Genomic DNA, 16952 nt, shown 5'->3' on the forward strand with positions numbered 1-16952 from the left:
GGCTCAGCCGCTCCGGATCACGGCCCGGACGCCGTCGATGACGAACTGCACCGCCAGCGCGGCCAAGATGACGCCGAGCAGGCGGGTCAGCACGACATTGCCGGTGACGCCGAGCAGCCGTGCGATCGGCACCGCCAGGAAGAAGACGACGAGGCAGGAGAGGATCACCAGCCCGCAGATCAGCGCGAGCGAGGAGAGCATCGCGATGTCGCCGTTGGCGCGGCCGGCGAGCAGCATCATCGCGGTCAGCGCGCCCGGGCCCGCCATCAGCGGGATCGCCAGCGGGAAGGCGGCGACGTTGCGGATATGATCCTTGGTGATGGCGGTGTCGGCGGTCGCCTGCTTGCGATCGTTGCGGCGCTCGAACACCATCTCGAACGAGATCCAGAACAGCAGGAAGCCGCCGGCGATGCGGAAGGCCGGCAGCGAGACGCCGAGCGCCTTCAGCACGATGTCGCCGGCGAGGCCGAAGAAGGCCATGATGCAGAAGGCGATGATGCAGGCGCGGACCGCGACCTGCCGCCGCTCGCTTTCCGACATGCCGCGCGTCAGCGACAGGAAGATCGGCGCCAAACCCGGCGGATCGAGCGTGACCAGCAGGGTGACGAGCGCGGAGGAGAGATATTCGGTCAGCATGTCTCGCCCCGAGCTTATTGCGCTGCTCTTGCCGCACCCTTGCCGTGTCGGCGGGCACCTCACTCCATCGTAGAGCCCATCGCTTGTCGATGGAAACCCGGGTTTGCACCGCCTCTGCGGCTTGTCCAGTCCGATTGTGCGGGTGGCTGCGATGAGTCAGCCCGGGCTTGGCCCAGCCTGTCAGCCGCCCATTGCGCTGTGCGCCGGGATTGGCGAGCATCCGACATGGGCGGCTCTCAGCCGCCAAGCCGGAGCATCGAGATGGACTATGCCTTGTCACGCCGCCAGCTGGCCGCCGCCCTGGCGGCGGTTCCGCTGATCGCCGTTGCCGGCCGGGGGCAGGCGCAGGCCTATCCCGGCAAGCCGATCCGCTTCATCGTGCCCTATGTCGCCGGTGGCACCACCGATCTGGTGGCCCGTCTCGTCGGCGAGAAGGTCGGCGCGCGTCTCGGCCAGCCGGTGGTGATCGAGAGCCGGCCCGGCGCCGGCGGCAATATCGGCATGGATGCGGTCGCGAAGGCGGCGCCGGACGGCTACACCATCGGCTTCGGCGCGATCTCGACCAACGCCCTCAACCCGCACATCTACAAGAGCGTCCCGTTCGACCCACGCAAGGATTTCACCGCGATCAGCCTGCTCGGCACCTCGACGATCGTGCTCGAGGTCGGGCCGAAACTGCCGGTGAAGACCGTCGCCGAATTCATCGCCCGAGCCAAGGCGGAGCCTGGACTGCAATACGGCACCGCCGGCAACGGCACCTCGATGCATCTTGCCGCGGTGCTGTTCGGGCAGATGACCGGTACGCAACTGACCCATGTCGCCTATCGCGGCAGCGCGCCCGGCATCAACGATCTCCTTGGCGGACATCTCGGCGTGATGTTCGACAACCTTCCCGCCTCGCTGCCGCATATCCAGGCCGGCAAGCTCACCGCTCTGGCGGTCGCGAGCGGGACGCGCTCGCCGGCGCTGCCGGATGTGCCGACGATCGCGGAGGCCGGCTTGCCGGGCTATGCGGTCGAGCCCTGGTTCGGTGTCTATGGACCGAGCGGCCTGCCGCAGGCGATCGTCGAAGCGCTCAACGGGGCCTTCGTCGAGGCGCTCGGCGCGCCGGAGGTCAAGGACAAGCTGCTGCAAGCCGGCTTCAACCCGAAAGCGTCCAGCTCCGCCGAGCTCGCGGCGCTGACGGCATCCGAGTACGAGAAATTCGGCAGGATCGCGCGCGAAGCGAAGATCACCATCGAATAGCCCGGCGCCCGGCGATGCCGTGGCGAGGCTGCGGAGGGGGAGCTTGAAAGCGAGGCAGACGAGATGAGTGCCGTTGATGTGCAGGCTGACGCCGAAACATCGGCAATCATCGAGTTTGAGAGGAGCGAGACCGACTGGCTACTGGTGGCCTATTTCGTCCTTGGTGCTGTCGCCATCGGGTATTTCCTATCGCATGGCGGGTTGGTGGTGGGCCTCTTCGGCTGCCTGCTTTTCTGGACGGCATACGGCAGGGCGATCACGATCCCGGAGCGCAAGGTCGATCTCGCGTTCGATCGCGAAGGGCTGTCGGTCCCGACAGTCTTCGAGCAAAAGCTGCCCTGGAGCGCGATCACCGGCTTTGTGCTCGAATACGGACATGAGGGCGGGCTGGAGCTCTACGTTGAGGTCACCGAGCCCAAGTCGTACGGACCGAGGTCGAGGCTATCGTTGATTGTGTGGCCGGTCTTTTCGTGCGGTTTTCGCCTCGGCCTCGACTCGATTGCCTGTAGCGAGGCGGGAGTCGAAGCTGCCTTTCGGCGCTTCGCTCCGCAGGTTCGGAAGGTCTAGCCCGCAGGCTTCGGACGACGGTTTCGTCAATTTCGGCATGCGACCGCCAGCGAAACATGGCGAGAATGCGGAAGGGGCGCGAAAGCGAATCAAAAACGCCCCGTAACCTGCTGCAACGAAACGGTTTTATTTTCTCTGAATAGAATCGCGTTTTGCTGGCTTCGTGTGCCGGAATCGGCTAGCCAGAACGTTGAAAAACCAGCGGTAAACGGGACTTTTTCCCTTGAGCGAAGACAACGACGACAAGCGCGACGACGGCCCGCAGCCGGGCGGCGACATCAAGCCGATCGCGATCACCGACGAGATGAAGAAGAGCTATCTCGATTACGCGATGAGCGTGATCGTGAGCCGTGCTCTGCCTGACGTCCGCGACGGCCTCAAGCCCGTGCACCGGCGCATCCTGTTCTCGATGCACGAGAACAAGAACCTGCCCGACCGGCCCTACACCAAGTGCGCCCGCATCGTCGGCGACACGATGGGTAAGTACCATCCGCACGGCAATCTCGCGGTCTATGACGCGCTGGTGCGCATGGCGCAGGACTTTTCGCTGCGCCTGCCATTGATCGACGGCCAGGGCAATTTCGGCTCGATGGACGGCGACAGCCCGGCGGCCGATCGCTATACCGAGGCGCGTCTCGACAAGGCGGCGATGCCGCTGCTCGAGGATCTCGACCTCGACACCGTGAACTTCCAGCCGAACTATGACGGCAAGGAGCACGAGCCGACGGTCCTGCCGGCGCGTTATCCGAACCTGCTGGTCAACGGCGCCGGCGGCATCGCGGTCGGCATGGCGACCAATATTCCGCCGCACAATCTCGGCGAGGTGATCGACGCCTGTATCGCGCTGATCGAGAACCCCGAGATCACGATCGACGAGCTGATCGAGATCGTGCCCGGCCCGGACTTCCCGACCGGCGCCCAGATCATGGGTCGCAGCGGCATCCATTCGGCCTATCACACCGGGCGCGGCTCGATCGTGATGCGTTCGAAGACGCATATCGAGGAGCTGCGCAAGGAGCGCGAGGCGATCATCGTCACCGAGGTTCCCTATCAGGTGAACAAGGCGACGATGGTCGAGAAGATCGCCGATCTCGTCCGCGAGAAGCGGATCGAGGGCATTTCCGACCTGCGCGACGAATCGAACCGCGAGGGCGTGCGCGTCGTCATCGAGATCAAGCGCGATGCGGTCGCCGATGTGGTGCTGAACCAGCTCTACCGCTTCACGCCGCTGCAGACCTCCTTCGGCGCCAATATGGTGGCGCTGACCGGCGGCCGGCCGGAGATCCTGAACCTCAGGGACTTCATCTCCGCCTTCGTCGAGTTCCGCGAGGAAGTAGTCTCGCGGCGCACGCGCTATCTGCTCAACAAGGCGCGCGAGAAGGCCCATGTCCTCTGCGGTCTCGCCACCGCCGTCGCCAATATCGACGAGGTCATCCGCCTGATCCGAACGGCGCCGACACCGTCGGCCGCGCATGAAGCCTTGCTGGCACGCAACTGGCCGGCCGAGGACATCGCGCCGCTGATTGCGCTGGTCGACGATCCGCGCCATCCGATGAATGCCGATGGCACCTACAAGCTCTCCGACGCGCAGGCCAAGGCGATCCTCGAGCTGCGCCTGTCGCGCCTCACGGCCCTCGGCCGCGACGAGATCGGCGACGATCTGGCGAAGCTCGCCAAGGAGATCGCCGACTATCTCGATATCCTGCGCTCGCGGGCCCGCATCCAGGAGATCGTCAAGACCGAGCTTACCGAGGTCAAGACGGCCTTCGCCACGCCGCGCCGCACCGTGATCCAGGACTGGGGTTCCGATCTCGACGACGAAGACCTGATCGCCCGCGAGGACATGGTCGTCACGGTCTCCCATGCCGGCTACATCAAGCGCGTGCCGCTCTCGACCTATCGGGCGCAGAAGCGCGGCGGCAAGGGCCGCTCGGGCATGTCGACCCGCGAGGAGGATTTCGTCACCCGCCTCTTCGTCGCCGATACGCATACGCCGATCATCTTCTTCTCCTCGCTGGGCCAGGCCTACAAGGAGAAGGTCTGGCGGCTGCCGCTCTCGGCGCCCAATGCGCGCGGCAAGTTCCTCAACAACATGCTGCCGCTGGACAAGGACGAGCGCATCACCACGGTGATGCCGTTGCCGGAGGACGAGGAGAGCTGGGAGCGGCTCGACGTGATGTTCGCCACCAGGACAGGCAATGTCCGGCGCAACAAGCTCTCCGACTTCGTCCAGGTCAACCGCAACGGCAAGATCGCGATGAAGCTCGAAGAGGGCGATTCCATCGTCGACGTGCAGATCTGCTCCGAGCATGACGACGTGCTGCTGACCACGGCCGAGGGCCAGAGCATCCGCTTCGCCGTGCCGGAGGTGCGGGTCTTCAAGGGCCGCGACTCGACCGGCGTGCGCGGCATCAACCTCGCCAAGGGCGACGAGGTGATCTCGCTTGCGATCCTGCATCATCTCGATGCGACGCCGGACGAGCGCGCTGCTTACCTGAAGCTCGCCTCGGCGGCGCGTCGCGCCGTGACCGGTGACGGTGACGAGACGGCCGCGCCGGTTGCCGACGCGGAAGAGGCTGCCGGTGACATCGAACTCGGCCAGGACAAGTACGCCGAGATGGGCGCGTCCGAGCAGTTCATCCTGACGGTGTCGGAAAAGGGCTATGGCAAGCGCACCTCGTCGTTCGAGTACCGGGTCACCGGGCGCGGCGGCAAGGGCATCACCGCCATGGTCGTGAATGAGCGCAACGGCAAGCTGATCGCCTCGTTCCCGGTGACCGACACCGACCAGATCATGCTGGTCACCGATGGCGGCCAGGTCATCCGGATTCCGGTGGAAGGGCCCAAGCCGATCCGCATCGCCGGGCGCTCGACCCAGGGCGTCACCATCTTCGACACGGCGGAGGGCGAGAAGGTCGTCTCGGTCGAGCGTATCGGCGAGGAGAGCGAGGAAGAGGGCGAGGCCGGCGAGGGTGAGAATGGCGGAGGCGAGGAGACGGCCGGCGAGGCGTGAGCCTTCCCAGTAGACTATGCTCCGGCGGCCTAGGCAAACCGGCGTCATGCTCGGGCTTGACCCGAGCATCTTAGGCCAAATGAGGCGCCCTTATGGGCGCCTCTTTCGTCTGGAGATTCTCGGGTCTGCGCTTCGCTTCGCCCGAGAATGACGTCGAGGGGGGTCAGCGCAACAGAGGGATCGCCGGGCCAGGGGTCCGCAGCGATGCATCGATCTCGGGCGTGAAGGCGGCGCCGAAGAACGGGCCGCGGACCTCGAAGGGCACGCGCGTCGAGGTCGTGGTCGAGCTCAGCGCTCCGTTGAGGTCGAGCCAGCGCCGGCCGAGATCGGCCGTGCCGTTGACGACGACGTTGTAGCCGGAGCCGGCGAGCTGGGTCTCGGTGAGGTAGAGCACGCCGAGATTGGCGAGGGCTGAGAGCTGCAAGGTCTCGAAGGCGCTCTTGCCCTGGCGCCAGTCGCGCGCCGAGGTCGGCGGCTTCTCGGCCTTGCGCAGCAGGTCGGGGAAGGCGATGCCGCGGAACTCGCCCTGGCGGATCGTCAGATTGGCCCGGCCGGTCAACGAGTTCACGACCTGGTCCAGGTTGCTGCCGACGCCGTCGAAGGCAAGCTGTCCCGTCGCCGTGCCGCTGAGGCGGGCGAGTTCGGGTAGATCATCGGCCGCCAGCGCCAAGTTCACCTTTTCGAGGCCGAACTGAAGCTTGACGTCGGCGCCGGCAGCTACGGGCGTGGCGAGAATGCGGGCCCGCGTCGTGCCGCCATAGGCCGTGGCACGAAGCAAGGATGCCTCGAAGCGGCCCTTGCGGATCAGTAATTGCGCTGCGAGATCACTGAAGCGCGTTGCACCGATCGAAGCGGAATCGAGAGAGAGGCGCAGATCGACGTCATTGGCCGTCCAGCCGTCGAATTCGAGCGGAAGGCTGGCGATCTCATTGCCGGGCTGTGCAGGCGGCTCGGCCTGGCGGAGCAGGCGGCCGAGATTGAACTCGGCGCCGGCGAGCGTGCCCGACAGCGCCCAGTTCGGCATCACGCCGTCGAGCTTGAGCGCGCCCTCCAGCTGATCGCCGTCGACCCTGGCCACGACACTGTCGAGCGAGATGCTGCCCTGGCCGAGCTTGGCCTGCGCCGTCAGCTCGACCTGGCGGACCAGGGAGGCGATCCGCGGCCGTGGCCCGATCCAGGCCAGGGCATCGGAGAGCGATTTCGTGCTGAACTCGACCTGGCCGCTGGTGAGGTTCTGGGTGGCGGAGCGTGTGCCGTTGAGGCGTAGGCTCATCAGCCGCGAGCCGAGGGAGAAGGCGGTGCGCGACCGCTCGCCCGCTACCGGCCAGAACAGATCGACCTTCGTAGGCTCGCCGCGCCAGGTGATTGAGCCGGCGAGGGCGATCGGTGCCTGGGCGTCGCGCTCCTCGATCACGACGTTGACGTCGCGCAATGTGGTCAGGACCGTGCTGCCGGAGCGCATCATGATGCTGCCGGAGGTCAGGACGAGCCGGGGCTGGCTCTCCAGCCGGGCGAGATAGCCGAGAGCGCGGTCCAGCCAGTCGGCATAGCCGCCGGCGGTATCGGCGGCCGCGATGTCGAGCTCCGGCACGACAAGGTCGATGCGGTCGAAGTCGAGCTGGCCACCGATCAGCGACAACAGCCTGGCGCGGGCGCGCAGACGTGCCGCCTTGCCCGAGAGCACGCCTTGCGGATCGACGAAGGTCACATCCGACAGGCTGATCCGGGGCAGGGGCAGAAAGGCGATCTCGGCGCGGCGCAGAGCCGTCACCTTGAGGCCGGTCCTGGCCTCGATGCCGGCGACGACGGAACGCTCGACATGCGACAGCGCAAGATTCCACGGCCGCAGCCCAAGGACGAGCAGCAACGCAGCGGCGGCGAGGCCGAGGATGAGGGTGCGTCGTGACATGGCCTGGCGTGTGGCCTTCATCGGCCCGACGGCGGAGGCTCGTCGTCAGGCAAGCTGATATCGCGGCAGAATCGGCCGGGGGGCAGCCGATTTATGTCGCGCGGCAAGGGTTTATTCCTCCAACCGGGGAATGTCGAGTTCAGCGCCGGCTCTGGTGCTGCAAAGCCGGGGAAACATTTCAGTTTTCGCGCGAAACTGACGGCTGTTCGCCGGCGCGGGCGAGCCTGAGCGCCGGGTAGATGCCGATCGCGACGATCAGCAGCGCCGCCAAAGCGCCATCCTCGAAGACGCCGCGGGCGGCATGGCCGTAGACCAGCGTGGCGAGGGTATCGAAGTTGAGCGGGCGCAGCAGCAGCGTCGCCGGCAGCTCCTTCATGCAGTCGACGAAGACGAGCAGGGCGGCCGCGGCAATGGCCGGGCGCATCAACGGCCAATGCAGCCGGCGCAACAGCTCGCGCCGGTCGGCGCCGAGCGAGCGCGCTGCATCGTCGATGCGCGGCGAGATGCGGGCATAGCCGCTCTCGACGCCGTTCACTGCGATGGTGAGGAAACGCACGAGATAGGCGATGACCAGCGCGGCGCCCGACCCGAGCAACAGCAGGCCCGGACTGGCACCGAAGAGCGCGCGGCTCGCATCGGCGACGAGGTTGTCGAAGGCTGCGAGCGGCACCAGCAGCCCGAGCGCCAGCACCGTCCCGGGCAGGGCATAGCCGAGCGAGGCGATGCGGGCGAGCAGCGGCAGCGCATGCTCGCGCCCGAGCCGCAGTGCCGCGGCGATGCCCAGGCCGATCGCGACGATCAGCGCGGCCGAGAACCCCGAGATCGCCACGGTATTGGCGAGCGCCCGCCAGAGCGTCGCATCGGCCTGGGCGATCAGGTCACGGCGCCAGAACTCGCCGAGCAGGTAGATGAGCGGCAGCACCGCGCCGAACAGCGCCGGCAGGAAGCAGGCCGCCGCCGCCGCCCAGGCGCGATTGCCCGAGAGCTGGATGCGACCGACGGGTCGTGGCCGCTTGACAGGCAGGGCGAAGCGCCGCGCCCCGCGCGTGCGCGCCTCGGCGGCCATCAGCCCGACCACGACGAGCAGCATGACGCAGGCGATCTGGGTGGCGCCGGCCAGCGAGCCGCGATTGATCCAGGTGGTGTAGACCGAGATCGTCAGCGAACGGACGCCGAGATACTCGCTGGCGCCGATGTCGTTCAGCGTCTCGAGCAAAGCGAGCGTCAGGCCGGCAGCGAGGGCAGGGCGGGCCATCGGCAGGCCGATGCGCCAGAACAATGGCCAGCGCCTGGTGCCGAGCGTCCGGGCGGATTCGATCAGCGCGGCGCTCTGCATGGCGAAGAGCGCACGCACGCTGAGATAGACATAAGGATAGAGCACGAGGCCGAGGATCAGGACCGCGCCCGGCAGGTTGCGCGGATCGGGGAACCAGTAGTCGCGTAAGCTACGCCAGCCGGTCAGCGCCCGGAGCGCGCTCTGGAACGGCCCCTGGAAGCCGAGGATCTCAACGTAGACATAAGCGGTGATGTAGGTCGGCAGCGCCAGCGGCAGCACGAGCAGCCATTCCAGGCTGCGACGGCCGGGGAATTCGTACTGCGTCACCAGCCAGGCGGCGCCGGTGCCGACGGCGCCGCAGAACAGGGCGACGCCGGCGAGCAGCAGCGCCGTGTTCCAGAGTGCGACCGGCAGGACGTTGGCAGCAAGATGCGGCCAGATTGTCAGTGCCTCGCCCGACAGGGCCGTGAAAGCGAGCGCCAGCACCGGCAGCGCGACGAGACCGGCTGCGGCCGCTGTCAGATAAACCAGACGCGTCGACGGCCGCCAGCGGGTTGCTGGCGGCCGTTCTGCATGTGTCGCGGACGCGTTCAGGCTCAATTGTCGAAGCCGACCTTGTCGACGAGCTCGGAGGCGGCCTTGCGGTTCTTGGCGACGTCGCCGAGCGGGGTCGTGTCGGGCGTCAGCGCGCCGAGCAGCTTGACCGCGGCGGCTTCCTTGACGTCGGGGTTGACCGGGTACTCGAAATTGCCGTCGGCATAGAGGGTCTGCGCCTTCTCACCGAGCATGTACTCGATCAGCTTGACGGCATTCTCCTTGTTCGGGGCGTTCTTGGCGATTGCCGCGGCCGAGACGTTCACATGGGTGCCGCCGCCGGCGAAGGTGGTCTTGATCGGCTTGATCGCGTCGTACCAGCCCTTCTGCTCGTTCGTCGCCTTGCTCATCAGCCCGATATAGTAGGTGTTGATGATGGCGATGTCGCACTGACCCGAGAGAATGTCCCGGGCGACGTCGCGGTCGCCGCCGCCAGGCTTGCGGGCGGTGTTGGCCTTGATCGCCTTCAGGAAGGCTTCGGTCTTCTCGGCGCCGTTGCGGGCGAGATAGGTGGCGAAGAAGGCGTTGTTATAGGGGTGCTGGCCGGCGCGGATGCAGAACTTGCCCTTCCACTTGGGATCGGCGAGCTCGTCATAGCTGATCGTGTCCTGCTTCACGCGATCCTTGGAGACGACGACGATGCGGGCGCGCTGGGTCAGCGAAACCCAGTTGTTGCCGGCGCCGCGCAGGGCGGCGGGAACCGTCTTGTCGACCAGCGCCGACTGCACGGGCTGCGTGATCCCCGCATCGGCGACCGCCTGGATCTCGCCGACGTCGACGACCAGCATCACGTCGGCCGGGCTGTTGGCGCCTTCGGCCTGAACGCGCTGCTGCAGGCCGTCCTTCAGGAAGACCGCATTGACCTTGATGCCGGTGTCCTTGGTGAAGGCCTCGATCACCGGGTTGAGCAGGGCCGGCTCGCGCGTCGTGTAGAGGTTGACGCTCTGCGCAAGGGCAGGGGCGGCCAGCAGGCAAGAGGCCAGGGCTGTCGCGGCAAGCGCGGTCTTGATGGTCATGTCTCGCTCCTTCGGGCGGGGGCTCTGAAATCGGCCATATGGGACGGAGCGGTAGAGCGGCAGGAAAAGGTGGTCAAGGAATTTTCCCTTTGGTTTCAATGAGTTATATCTATTCTAAACTAGATATTAATTACATAAATTCTAAACTGAGGATGGCGGGAGCATTTCGTGATCGCGGTTGCCGTCAGTTCGATGCTTCGAAAGTCGTAAGACTTCAAAGGGTTGGATCAGGCTCACTGCCACCCATGAGATGAGCTGACGTGAGCATTCAGCGTGGATCCGACAAATCCACTCATTCGCAATGCCCGGATCGTGTTTCGGTGGTGCCGGGATCGTGAACCGAAGATGTCGTGCCGGCACGCGCCAGGGTTGCGAGATGCAGCGGCATGCTTCGCGCCGCGACGGCTAAAATTCGTGACATTTCTACAACATGGGCAGCTATTGCAGTGCTGCGTCGGCGCGCTGCCATGATTGCCGCGAAGCCGCCACAAAGCGGCCCCAGCTGCAAACTTCAGTAACTATCTGAGATACGGAAGAATTAAGCCTCGTCTGGCAGAGTGTGGAGCAGAAAAATGCTTCGCAGCTTGCTCGGGGCGAATGATTGCACCAGCGGGCGGCGGCGTGGCACAGCTTTCGCCCGCCAGGTGGGGTGGCGGGACAGAGTTTGAATGGACGCGCGCGTTTTCGATAAGTCGAAGCTGCCCAGCCGGCATGTGAGTGTCGGGCCGGCCCGTGCGCCGCATCGGTCCTATTATTACGCGATGGGCATGACCGCGAAACAGATCGCGCAGCCCTTCGTCGGCGTCGCCTCCTGCTGGAACGAGGCCGCGCCCTGCAACATCGCCCTGATGCGCCAGGCCCAGGCCGTGAAGAAGGGCGTCGCCTCGGCCAGTGGCACGCCGCGCGAGTTCTGCACGATCACCGTGACCGACGGCATCGCGATGGGCCACCAGGGCATGAAGTCGTCGCTGGCGTCGCGCGAGGTCATCGCGGACTCGGTCGAGCTCACCATGCGCGGCCATTGCTATGACGCATTGGTCGGCCTCGCCGGCTGCGACAAGTCGCTGCCCGGCATGATGATGGCGATGGTTCGCCTCAACGTGCCGTCGATCTTCATCTATGGCGGCTCGATCCTGCCCGGCAATTTCAAGGGCCGGCCGGTCACAGTCCAGGACGTGTTCGAGGCGGTCGGCAAGCATTCGGTCGGCGCGATGTCGGACGAGGACCTGAAGGAGCTCGAAGAGGTCGCCTGTCCGTCCTCCGGCTCGTGCGGGGCCCAGTTCACCGCCAACACCATGGCCACCGTCGCCGAGGCGATCGGCCTGGCGCTGCCCTATAGCTGCGGCGCGCCGGCGCCCTACGATGTGCGCGACACCTTCTGCTACACCGCCGGTGAGATGGTGATGGAGCTGATCGCCCGGAACATCCGCCCGCGCGACATCGTCACCCGCAAGGCGCTGGAGAATGCGGCGATGGTCGTCGCGGCCTCGGGCGGCTCGACCAATGCGGCGCTGCACCTGCCGGCGATCGCGCATGAATGCGGCATCGACTTCGATCTTTTCGCCGTCGCCGAGATCTTCAAGAAGACGCCTTACGTCGCCGACCTGAAGCCGGGCGGAAAATACGTCGCCAAGGACATGTTCGAGGTCGGCGGCATCCCGCTCTTGATGAAGACGCTGCTCGACCACGGCTATCTGCACGGCGACTGCATGACGGTGACCGGCCGAACCATCGCCGAGAACCTCGCTTCGGTGAAGTGGAACGACCAGCAGGACGTGGTCTACCCGGCCAACAAGCCGATCACGCAGACCGGCGGGGTCGTCGGTCTCGAGGGCAATCTCGCGCCCGAGGGCGCGATCGTGAAGATCGCCGGCATGCCGCAGGAGAGCCTGGTTTTCACCGGCCCGGCGCGCTGCTTCGACTGCGAGGAGGATGCCTTCAAGGCCGTCTCCAACCGCGACTACCAGGTCGGCGACGTGCTGGTCATCCGCTATGAGGGCCCCAAGGGCGGCCCCGGCATGCGCGAGATGCTCTCGACCACGGCGGCGCTCTACGGCCAGGGCATGGGCGACAAGGTCGCGCTGATCACCGATGGCCGCTTCTCCGGCGCGACCCGCGGTTTCTGCGTCGGCCATGTCGGCCCCGAAGCCGCCGTCGGCGGCCCGATCGGCCTGCTCAAGGATGGCGACATCATCGAGCTCGACGCCATCACAGGAAAGCTCGCAGTCCGCCTTTCTGATGCCGAACTTCAGGAGCGTCGTAAGGCTTGGACGCCGCGCCAGACGGATTACCGGTCAGGCGCGCTTTGGAAATACGCGCAGACGGTCGGATCCGCCAAGGGCGGCGCCGTCACCCATCCGGGAGGCGCAGCCGAGACACAGTGCTATGCGGATATCTGAGGCTATCATTGCCGGAGCATTGCTTGCTCTGGGTTGCCAGTCGGCAGCCTGGGCGCAGGACGCGTCGGCCGAGCGCATGCCGGTGCCGCCGCGCCCGATTCCCGGCATCGCCCTGCCGGAGCCGGAGCTGGACAACCGCACGCCCGTTCCGCTCGCTCCCGGTCGCGCGATCGCGCCGGCGCCGAGCGGGCCTGCCGCCCACACCGCCTTGCCGATCGCCCCGTTCAGCAGCGCCCGCGACGCGCTGAAGGCCTGGATGCGCGATTCCACCGCCGGCGATCAGGCCGGCGCGGTCAAGGCGCTCGAATACGCCGCCGCCCAGGGTCATCTCGCTGCGCAGTTCAAGCTCGGCCGGGTCTATGCCAGCGGCGATGGCGTTCCGACCAACGATCTCAAGGCCTTCGAGTATTTCTCGAAGATCGCGGACGAGAACGCTGACCAGACTCCCGGCACCTCGGACGGGCGCATCGTCGCGGCCGCTTTCGTTGCGCTCGGCGGCTATTTCCTCGACGGGATCAAGGGCACCTATGTGAAGCCCAATCCCGACCGCGCCTTCGACATGTTCCATTACGCCGCTTCCTATTTCGGCGACCCGGATGGCCAGTACAACCTCGCCCGGCTCTATCTCAACGGCACCGGCGTTCCGCGCGATCCGCGCCAGGCGGCGCGCTGGATGAAGCTCGCGGCCGAGAAGGGGCACGCTCCGGCGCGCGCCGTCTTCGGCGACATGCTGCTGCGTGGCGGCGACGGCGTGCCGCGCCACCCGATCATGGGGCTGATGTGGCTGGCGCTCGCCCGCGAGAGCGCCGATGCCGCCCGCGAGGGCTGGATCGTCGAGCGCTACGACGCCGCCTTCGCCAATGCGAGCGCAAACGACCGGACGGCCGCGCTGGCCCTGGTCGAGCGCCAGCACGGCCGCGCCGAGCGGCGCTGAGCGCTGCTGCATCCAAGTTCGGCAGGGCGACGTAGCCGAGGTATCGGACCTCGGAGTCTTCGCCATGCGCGACGCCGCATTCTTCAGCTTCATCGCAGCCTGCGCAGCGCTTGCCTTTCACGGCGCCGGGGCGCAGGAGCGCTTCCAAGACTGGCCTCCAATGACGAACCCGTTCCCGAGCACGGGCGGTGGCGGCATCATGATCCACGACTACGATCCGGTCGTCGCCGGCGGCAAATGCACGACGAAGTTCCGTGCCGTGGAGCCGAACGGCACGACCTATCACAACCTGATCGAGTTCGAGGCGGCCGAGACGCAAGGCGGCGTGCTCTGCAGCAATGGTCGATGGCGTTCGGCCGATGGCAGCGCCAGCGGCACGACGCCGTTCCGCGTCTTCATCAAGGACGGCGTCAGGCGCGGCTCGCCTGAGTAGCCGGGCAGGGCCCTAGCTCTCGAATGCATCCATCAGCGTGACGATGCAGTCCTGCCGCTGATGCCGGTTGATCTGCGGCACCAGCCGGGTGAAGTGCTCGGTCCGGCAATGCGCGTCGAGCGCCGCGCGATCGGGCCATTGTTCGACGAAGACGAAATGGCCGGGGTCCTTCTGGTCGACGAAAAGATCATAGGCGAGGCAGAGCGGCTCGGCTCGCGTCTTCTCGACCAGCTCCCGGTAAAGCGGCTTCACCAGCTCGATCGCTTCGAGCTCGATGAAATCCTGGGCGATGACCTTGAGCATGTTCAGTTGAGTTCGATCAGCACCGGGACATGGTCCGAGGCCTTGTCCCAGCCGCGGACATGCTTGGCGATCGAGACGGCGCCGAGCCTGTCGGCGGCCTGCGGCGAGAGCAGCAGATGGTCGATGCGGATGCCGTTGTTCCGCTGCCAGGCGCCGGCCTGGTAGTCCCAGAAGGTGTAGAGGCCGGGCGCGTCGGTGGTGGCGCGCAGCGCCTCGGTGAAGCCCAAGCTCTGCAGCTTGCGGAAAGCGGTGCGGGTCGGCGGCAGGAACAGCGCATCGCCGGTCCAGGCAGCAGGGTCGCGGGCGTCGCGCGGCTCGGGAATGACGTTGTAGTCCCCGGCCAGCACCAGCGGCTCCTCATGGGCGAGCAGGCCCCTGGCATGCACCGCCAGCCGCTCCATCCAGGCGAGCTTGTAGGGGTATTTCTCGGTGTTCGGCGGATTGCCGTTGGGCAGGTAGATCGAGGCGAGGCGCACAACGCCTGAGCCCAGCGGCAGCACGCCTTCGAGATAGCGCGCCTGCTCGTCGCTCTCATCGCCCGGCAGGCCGCGGCGGACGTCCTCCAGGGTGCTGCGCGAGATGATGGCGACGCCGTTGAAGCCCTTCTGGCCATGGATCGCAACCTGCCAGCCGGCTTCCTCGATCTCGGCGCGCGGGAAATCGGCATCGACGCATTTCAGCTCCTGCAGGCAGAGCGCGTCGGGCTCGGCTTCCTTCAGGAAGGCGAGGACGTGGGTCAACCGCTGGCGGATCGAATTGACGTTCCAGGTGGCGATGCGCACGGGCCGACTCCGATTCAGACGAGCGGAGAATAAGAGGTGGCCGGGCCGTCAATGCAAGTCAGCAGACTCGGCAAGTCAGCAGACTCGGCAAGCCAACCGCAACCGCAAGCCCTTCAGGTCCAGGACGCCGACAAGATAGAAAATGGCGCCGCCCAGAAGCCCGAGAACCAGGGACAGAAGCAGGGGCACGAAAACATAGCCGCCGAGGAACGAACCCGAATCGAGAAAGACGAAAATCGCGAGGAGCAGCGAAGGGATGCTCGCAATCACGCCCCCGGTGACAATGACGACACGGGCGGTGGGCGCCACGTGGTCATAGTAGAAGAGCAGGAGGGTAGGGATGCCGAACATCAGCGCGGGTGGGTAGGCGCCCATCAGCGCGACTTGCTTCAGCTGGGAGAGATAGTGCGTGTAGCCGGCCTGCGATGAACTGGCGAACCAGAAGCCGGCGGCCAGCAAGGCGACCGGGATTACCGGCGCGATCAACAGAGCAAGGAAGAGGCGCCAAAGCGGCGGTCTGGCGGGCATGCCGCATGTTCGCATCGAGGCGGCCGCGCGTCAAAGCGCGCGACCGGCTTCGTCGAGCCTTACGGGCAGGCGCGGACCACGCCGCCGGAGCCGATATAGGTGCCGGTCTGCGGGTCGTAGCTGCGGAAGCGGCGCGAGCAATAGGCGATCGCGTCGGCATCCGGCTCCACGTAGACAGGCCGGGGGGCAGCATAGACCGGCGGCGGCACTGGCTCGGCATAGACCGGGCCGGGGGCGAGCAGGGCGCCGGCGGCGAGAGCGCCAAGCGCTCCGGCGGCGATGCCGGCACCGACGGCCGCGCCGCGGTTATAGCGATAGCCACGCCCGTAATAGCCGCCGCGATAGCCATAGCGCGGGCCGTAATAACGGCGGTACTGCACCTGCTCGACGAGATTGCTCGAGCCGGCGGTTGCGATGGCGGCGGAGGCCGGCGCGAGCGGCGCAGCCGTTGCCGGCGTCGCAAGGGCGAAACCGCCAGCTAGGGCGGCGGCGATCATCGTCGTCCTGATCATCTCGAACTCCTTGTCCCTCCCGGATGGGAGGATTCGCGGGCGAGCCTACCGGCATTGCCCAAACACTGTCACCTTACCCTAGGTAGTAGACGCAAAACGCGGCGAAATTTCAACGACTTCCGGCATTGCCTGGCAGTTTTCGGCTTGCGCGCCGCCGCGCCAGGCCCCATCTGGCGAACGTTTCCGCAGCCATCTATCCATCTGGGAGCCCCATGTCGCAGCCCGCCGATCCCGCCGACCTTCCCACTCAAGGCCTGAAGCCGCTGCCGCTGGTGATCTTCGCCTCACGCTGGCTGCAGGTCCCGCTCTATCTCGGGCTGATCGTGGCGCAGTGCGTCTACGTCTTCCTGTTCCTGAAGGAGCTCTGGCACCTCGTCACCCACGCCTTCGACTTCAGCGAGCAGCAGATCATGCTGGTCGTGCTCGGCCTGATCGACGTGGTGATGATCTCGAACCTGCTGATCATGGTGATCGTCGGTGGCTATGAGACCTTCGTCTCGCGCCTTCGGCTGCAGAACCATCCCGACCAGCCGGAATGGCTGAGCCATGTCAACGCCTCGGTCCTCAAGATCAAGCTCGCCATGGCGATCATCGGCATCTCGTCGATCCACCTGCTGCGGACCTTCATCGAGGCCGGCAATATCGGCGGGCCGACGGCGACGAACTACACCGCGACCGGCGTGCTGCTGCAGACGCTGATCCACAGCATCTTCATCGTCTCGGCGATTGGCATCGCCTGGGTCGACCGGATGACGCTCGGTGGCAGCGGCAAGGGGCACTGAGGCCTAGAGCCAGATCGTCATGC

The 16952-nt window shown here is 66.3% G+C and carries 15 protein-coding genes; 7 read left to right on the forward strand and 8 right to left on the reverse strand.

Annotation, left to right across the window (positions count from 1 at the left end):
• Positions 1-3 precede the first annotated feature (3 nt).
• A complete protein-coding gene (locus tag AC07O0_RS05900; RefSeq protein WP_494620927.1) occupies positions 4-636 on the reverse strand; it encodes a MarC family protein in 633 nt (210 codons plus the stop codon).
• A 261-nt stretch (positions 637-897) separates the two neighbouring features.
• On the opposite strand from AC07O0_RS05900, the gene AC07O0_RS05905 reads away from it, so the two are divergent.
• The 3 genes from AC07O0_RS05905 to gyrA all read left to right on the forward strand — a co-directional run bounded on the left by AC07O0_RS05905 (position 898) and on the right by gyrA (position 5461).
• Positions 898-1881 carry a Bug family tripartite tricarboxylate transporter substrate binding protein gene (locus AC07O0_RS05905; protein ID WP_494620929.1) on the forward strand — a complete coding sequence of 328 codons (984 nt, stop codon included), beginning with the start codon at positions 898-900 and terminating at the stop codon, positions 1879-1881.
• A gap of 63 nt (positions 1882-1944) precedes the next feature.
• Positions 1945-2448, forward strand: a complete 504-nt coding sequence (locus tag AC07O0_RS05910) for a hypothetical protein (protein WP_494620931.1) — start codon at positions 1945-1947, stop codon at positions 2446-2448.
• Between the two features lie 223 nt (positions 2449-2671).
• The gene (gene gyrA / locus AC07O0_RS05915) at positions 2672-5461 is read left to right on the forward strand and encodes a DNA gyrase subunit A (protein ID WP_494620933.1); all 2790 of its coding nucleotides are present in this window, start codon (positions 2672-2674) and stop codon (positions 5459-5461) included.
• Between the two features lie 163 nt (positions 5462-5624).
• On the opposite strand, the gene AC07O0_RS05920 is transcribed toward gyrA, so the two are convergent.
• From AC07O0_RS05920 to AC07O0_RS05930, 3 genes are all read right to left on the reverse strand, one after another.
• Positions 5625-7370, reverse strand: coding sequence for an AsmA family protein (locus AC07O0_RS05920; protein WP_494620935.1), 1746 nt, complete (start codon positions 7368-7370; stop codon positions 5625-5627).
• 178 nt (positions 7371-7548) lie between these two features.
• A complete protein-coding gene (locus tag AC07O0_RS05925; RefSeq protein ID WP_494620937.1) occupies positions 7549-9246 on the reverse strand; it encodes an ABC transporter permease in 1698 nt (565 codons plus the stop codon).
• Positions 9243-10256, reverse strand: a complete 1014-nt coding sequence (locus AC07O0_RS05930; protein ID WP_494620939.1) for an extracellular solute-binding protein — start codon at positions 10254-10256, stop codon at positions 9243-9245. Before AC07O0_RS05930 ends, AC07O0_RS05925 begins: the two co-directional genes overlap by 4 nt.
• A gap of 668 nt (positions 10257-10924) precedes the next feature.
• On the opposite strand from AC07O0_RS05930, the gene ilvD reads away from it, so the two are divergent.
• The 3 genes from ilvD (at position 10925) to AC07O0_RS05945 (ending at position 14022) form a co-directional block, all read left to right on the forward strand.
• On the forward strand, positions 10925-12655 hold the full coding sequence (gene ilvD, locus AC07O0_RS05935) for a dihydroxy-acid dehydratase (protein WP_494620941.1): 1731 nt from the start codon (positions 10925-10927) through the stop codon (positions 12653-12655).
• Between the two features lie 76 nt (positions 12656-12731).
• A complete protein-coding gene (locus AC07O0_RS05940; protein WP_494620943.1) occupies positions 12732-13589 on the forward strand; it encodes a tetratricopeptide repeat protein in 858 nt (285 codons plus the stop codon).
• A gap of 64 nt (positions 13590-13653) precedes the next feature.
• Positions 13654-14022, forward strand: coding sequence for a hypothetical protein (locus tag AC07O0_RS05945; protein WP_494620945.1), 369 nt, complete (start codon positions 13654-13656; stop codon positions 14020-14022).
• Positions 14023-14034: 12 nt separating this feature from the next.
• On the opposite strand, the gene AC07O0_RS05950 is transcribed toward AC07O0_RS05945, so the two are convergent.
• From AC07O0_RS05950 to AC07O0_RS05965, 4 genes are all read right to left on the reverse strand, one after another.
• Positions 14035-14325, reverse strand: coding sequence for a putative quinol monooxygenase (locus AC07O0_RS05950; protein ID WP_494620947.1), 291 nt, complete (start codon positions 14323-14325; stop codon positions 14035-14037).
• Positions 14326-14327: 2 nt separating this feature from the next.
• A complete protein-coding gene (gene xth, locus AC07O0_RS05955; RefSeq protein ID WP_494620949.1) occupies positions 14328-15107 on the reverse strand; it encodes an exodeoxyribonuclease III in 780 nt (259 codons plus the stop codon).
• 75 nt (positions 15108-15182) lie between these two features.
• On the reverse strand, positions 15183-15635 hold the full coding sequence (locus AC07O0_RS05960) for a hypothetical protein (RefSeq protein ID WP_494620951.1): 453 nt from the start codon (positions 15633-15635) through the stop codon (positions 15183-15185).
• 59 nt (positions 15636-15694) lie between these two features.
• Positions 15695-16147, reverse strand: coding sequence for a BA14K family protein (locus AC07O0_RS05965; protein ID WP_494620953.1), 453 nt, complete (start codon positions 16145-16147; stop codon positions 15695-15697).
• 212 nt (positions 16148-16359) lie between these two features.
• On the opposite strand from AC07O0_RS05965, the gene AC07O0_RS05970 reads away from it, so the two are divergent.
• On the forward strand, positions 16360-16929 hold the full coding sequence (locus AC07O0_RS05970; RefSeq protein WP_494620955.1) for a TIGR00645 family protein: 570 nt from the start codon (positions 16360-16362) through the stop codon (positions 16927-16929).
• Positions 16930-16952: the final 23 nt, after the last annotated feature.

The sequence above is a fragment of the Allobosea sp. GW821-FHT10B12 genome (assembly GCF_059415545.1).